The sequence below is a fragment of the Allobosea sp. P4_E12 genome (genome assembly GCF_056401655.1).
Map to the genome: position 1 here is coordinate 1 of NZ_JBFUIY010000101.1, position 3973 is coordinate 3973.

A 3973-nucleotide genomic window follows, 5' to 3' on the forward strand; every position below is an offset into this window, starting at 1 on the left:
GCCGCAGCAGCAGGCCGGGCGCAGCAGGCCGGGCGCCGCAAGCCCGACCGCGCCGGCCAACAGAGCCTGACGGCGGTTGAGCAATCCCTTGTTCGAAGATGTCATGTCTCACTCCCTTGGTTGATCTTGCTTGGTTGATCTTGCCTGGTTGAACTTGCCTGGCCGGAATTGGCGCGGTGTCTGTTGCCGGCCTCGTCAGCGTGTTGCCGCGGCAAACTGGCGTTCCAGCCGCGCGCCGAAGAGCGAGAGCGGCCAGCACATGACGAAGTACAGAGCCCCCACGATCCCGAAGACGAGGAGAGGCTGGAAGATCTGGTTCGAGATGATGTTGCCAGCCCGGGCCAGCTCGGTGAAACCGACGATGGCAGCCAGCGACGTTCCCTTGATCAGCTGCACCAGGAAGCCGATCGTCGCCGGCAGCGAGATGCGGATAGCCTGCGGCAGGACCACATCCTTCATCCGCGAGACATAGTTCAGGCTCAGCGCCTTGGCGGCCTCGGTCTGGCCCTTCGGCACGGCTTCGATTGAGCCACGCCAGATTTCGCCGAGATAGGCGCTGGCATGCAGCGTGAAGCCGATCGAGACGGCGACCCAGGAGTCGAGTTTCAACCCGATCAGCGCCAGTCCGTAATAGACCACGAAAAGCTGCATCAGCAGCGGCGTGCCCTGGAAGATGGCGATATAGCCTGAGGTTGCACGCTCCAGCAGCGGAATACCGGAGGTCCGCGCCAGAGCGACGCCGAGCCCGAAGATACCGCCCCCGACGAAGCCGATCACCGAAAGGAAGACCGTCCATTTCAGTCCGGCGAGGAGGAAGAGGAATTCGTTTGTACCCATGACGATCTCCTCACTTGACCGGATAGCTGAAATACCGACCGGAGATGAGCGCGAAGAAGCGCATCATCAGCCAGGATATGACGAGGTAGAACAGCGTCACCGTCCCGTAGACCTCGAAGCTGCGGAAGCTGTCCGACTCGATCCGTTGTGCGACTGAGGTCAGCTCATAGGCAGAGATCGCGGAGGCGACGCTGGTCGTCAGCGTCAGCAGCACGAACTGGCTGGTCAGTGAGGGAAAGATCGCGCGCAGCGCCGGCCGCAGAACGATCAGCCGGAAGACCTGCGCCTTGTGCAGGCCAAGCGCGAGACCGGCTTCGACCTGCCCCTTGCTGATCGACTGAACGCCGCCACGGATGATCTCGATGGCATAGGCGCCGCCATTGATGCCCAGCGCGATAATGGCCGTCGGCGTCGGGTCGAGCCGCACGCCCAGGAGCGGCAATGCGAAATAGATGAAATAGATCTGCACCAGGAAGGGCGTGTTCCGGATCAGCTCGACGAAAGCCATCACCAGCCAGCGCACCTGTTTGATCCGCGAGTCGCGCAGCACAACACCGCCGATGCCGATGACGATGGCCAGCACCATGCCGCCGAGCGCCAGGAACAGCGTTCCCAGACAGGCGGTCAGAAGGCTCGGCAACCCATCCAGTACAGGCGTGAAATCAAGCTTGTAGTTCATGGCGCTTCCCTGAGCGGCCGACCTTCTGAGTGGGTCGATCCGGTTCCCGTCTTTGGCGGTAGCGCCTCTGGGTGGGCGCCTTGAGTATGAGCGATCGTTCGGCTTGCGCGATCGCCTGTCGATGTTAAATGTACGAAACGGTTCAATTGGTCAAGTCAATTGAACTGAACGGTTCATTTACAGCCGCACAGTCGGCGCCGGGGTCTGTCCATGCTTGGAAGCCGCAAGACGAATGAGATGCCGGCCTCGCCGGCGCGGCCGGCTGGCACGCGAAAATCCGCGAGCTGGACCCAGGACCCCGACGGCGTTCGCCGCAATATCCTGGCGGTCGCGCGTGACGAGTTCGTCGAGAATGGGCTGAGTGGTGCGAGGGTCGACGAGATCGCGGCGAAGACCTCCACCAGCAAGCGGATGATCTACTATTATTTCGGCGACAAGGAGGGACTCTACCGGGCCGTGCTCGAGGAGGCCTATGCCCGGATCCGCAATTTCGAGCGCAGCCTCGATCTGGCTGCCCTGCCCCCGCGCGAAGCGATCGTGTCGCTGACGGGTTTCACCTTCGACTATCACGCCGACAATCCGGATTTCGTCCGCCTCGTCATGGTCGAGAACATCCACCATGCCCGGCATCTCCAGAGCTCTCCCAAGATCGCGGATCTCAACCTCTCGGTCATCGACATGATCGGCGAGGTCTATGAGCGCGGACTGCGCGAGGGAGTGTTTCGGGAGGGTCTCGACCCGATCGACATCCATCTGACGATCAGCGCGCTGAGTTTCTACAATGTCTCCAACCGGGCCAGCATCCAGCAGGTCTTCGGGCACGACATGGGGGCGCCGGAAGCCCGCGAGCGCCGACGGCTCAGCGCGATCGAGACCGTGCTTCGCATGCTCTGCCGCTGACCGCATGGCGCGCAGGGATCAGCTGGGCCCGACCAGGCCGGCCATAGCCTGGATCGCCAGTTCGTAACCGGCTGCGCCGAAGCCGATCAGGATGCCGGTCGCCGTCCGGGAGATCAGCGAATTGTGGTAGATGCTCTCTCGGGCATGCACGTTGGAAATGTGCAGCTCGATCTTCGGACCGTCGAACATCTTGAGGGCATCGAGCAACGCGATTGAGGTGAAGGTGTAGCCGGCCGGATTGATGATGATCCCGCACGCCTCGATGCGGGCCTGATGCACGCTCTCCACCAGCTCGCCCTCGAAATTCGTCTGGCGGAAGTCGATCTCGAAACCCAGCGTCCCGGCTTTCTCGATACAGCGCTGTCGAACCTCATCGAGCGTGGTCGTTCCGTAGATCGCGGGTTCGCGCTGGCCGAGCAGATTGAGATTGGGGCCGTTGAGGACGTAGATGCGATTGCTCATGTCGATATCCTTGGCGCCTCGTCGCGCATGCGCGGCAAGGCGCGTGCAGGCCGGAGTCAACGCGGCTGGCCTGCAGGCAAAATCTGAAGGAGCGAGCGAGCAGCGCGCTCAGCTTGCGGAGAAGGAGATGCCTTCGAGGCTGTCGGGGAACTTGTGGACGGGAACCTTCATCCACTTGTCGTAGACTTTCTGGAGCTCGCCATTGGCCCTGATCTTGTCGATAAAGGCGTTGAGGGCGGCGTTGATCTCCTTCTCGCCCTGCCGGGTGCAAGCGCCGTTGTAGAGGTTCTGGAATTCGAGCTTGTTCTCGAATTCGCCCGGCCGGGCCTGCTCGATACGCTGGATGTAGAAGATGTTGCCGCCAAGCGCCTGGACCTGGCCCGAGACCAGCGCCTGGATGCTGGGGGCATCGCCGTCATAGCGCCGGATCGTCGTGCTGGCCGGCGCGTTCTTGGTGACCTGGGTATCCTGGGCTGCGCCCTTGGCCACGCCGATAGTGAACTTCGCCATGTCCTCATTCGTCTTGATCACCGCCGATTTCGGCCCGATCAGCACGATCGTGTTGGCGACATAGGGCTTGCTGAACTGCACCACCTTGGCCCGTTCGGGCAGCATCGCCATCGTCGCAAACAGCACATCGACGCGCCCCGTGGTCAGGGCCGGGATGCGGTTATTGACCTCGAGCGGCACGAACTCGACGGGGACGCCGAGCTCCTTGCCGAAGAGCGCCGCGATATCGGCATCCAGCCCATCCTGCTTGCCGGCGCTGGTGACGAAGCCCCAGGGCGGATTGTCGCCCTGGATGCCCACGACCAGCTTGCCCTTCGCCTTGATCTCCGCCGGCGTCACCGCCAGCGCAGGCCGCAGCAGCAGGCCGGGCGCCGCAAGCCCGACCGCGCCGGCCAACAGAGCCTGACGGCGGTTGAGCAATCCCTTGTTCGAAGATGTCATGTCTCACTCCCTTGGTTGATCTTGCTTGGTTGATCTTGCCTGGTTGAACTTGCCTGGCCGGAATTGGCGCGGTGTCTGTTGCCGGCCTCGTCAGCGTGTTGCCGCGGCAAACTGGCGTTCCAGCCGCGCGCCGAAGAGCGAGAG

Annotated in this window: 5 protein-coding genes; 1 reads left to right on the forward strand and 4 read right to left on the reverse strand. The window is 62.6% G+C overall.

Features of this window, described 5'->3' with window-relative positions; all coding sequences use genetic code 11:
- Positions 1-195: 195 nt before the first annotated feature.
- On the reverse strand, positions 196-837 hold the full coding sequence (locus tag AC1DW9_RS36275) for an amino acid ABC transporter permease (RefSeq protein WP_476777530.1): 642 nt from the start codon (positions 835-837) through the stop codon (positions 196-198).
- Positions 838-847: 10 nt separating this feature from the next.
- The gene (locus AC1DW9_RS36280) at positions 848-1516 is read right to left on the reverse strand and encodes an amino acid ABC transporter permease (protein WP_441489914.1); all 669 of its coding nucleotides are present in this window, start codon (positions 1514-1516) and stop codon (positions 848-850) included.
- Positions 1517-1726: 210 nt separating this feature from the next.
- On the opposite strand from AC1DW9_RS36280, the gene AC1DW9_RS36285 reads away from it, so the two are divergent.
- Entirely contained in the window at positions 1727-2416 is a 690-nt protein-coding gene (locus AC1DW9_RS36285; protein ID WP_441489913.1) for a TetR/AcrR family transcriptional regulator, read from the forward strand.
- Positions 2417-2434: 18 nt separating this feature from the next.
- On the opposite strand, the gene AC1DW9_RS36290 is transcribed toward AC1DW9_RS36285, so the two are convergent.
- Together AC1DW9_RS36290 and AC1DW9_RS36295 are read right to left on the reverse strand one after the other, a co-directional pair.
- Positions 2435-2878 (reverse strand): type II 3-dehydroquinate dehydratase, encoded by a 444-nt coding sequence (locus AC1DW9_RS36290; RefSeq protein WP_441489912.1) that lies wholly within the window; start codon positions 2876-2878, stop codon positions 2435-2437.
- A gap of 108 nt (positions 2879-2986) precedes the next feature.
- Complete coding sequence (locus AC1DW9_RS36295; protein WP_476855389.1) at positions 2987-3829, reverse strand: transporter substrate-binding domain-containing protein; 843 nt, start codon at positions 3827-3829, stop codon at positions 2987-2989.
- Positions 3830-3973: the final 144 nt, after the last annotated feature.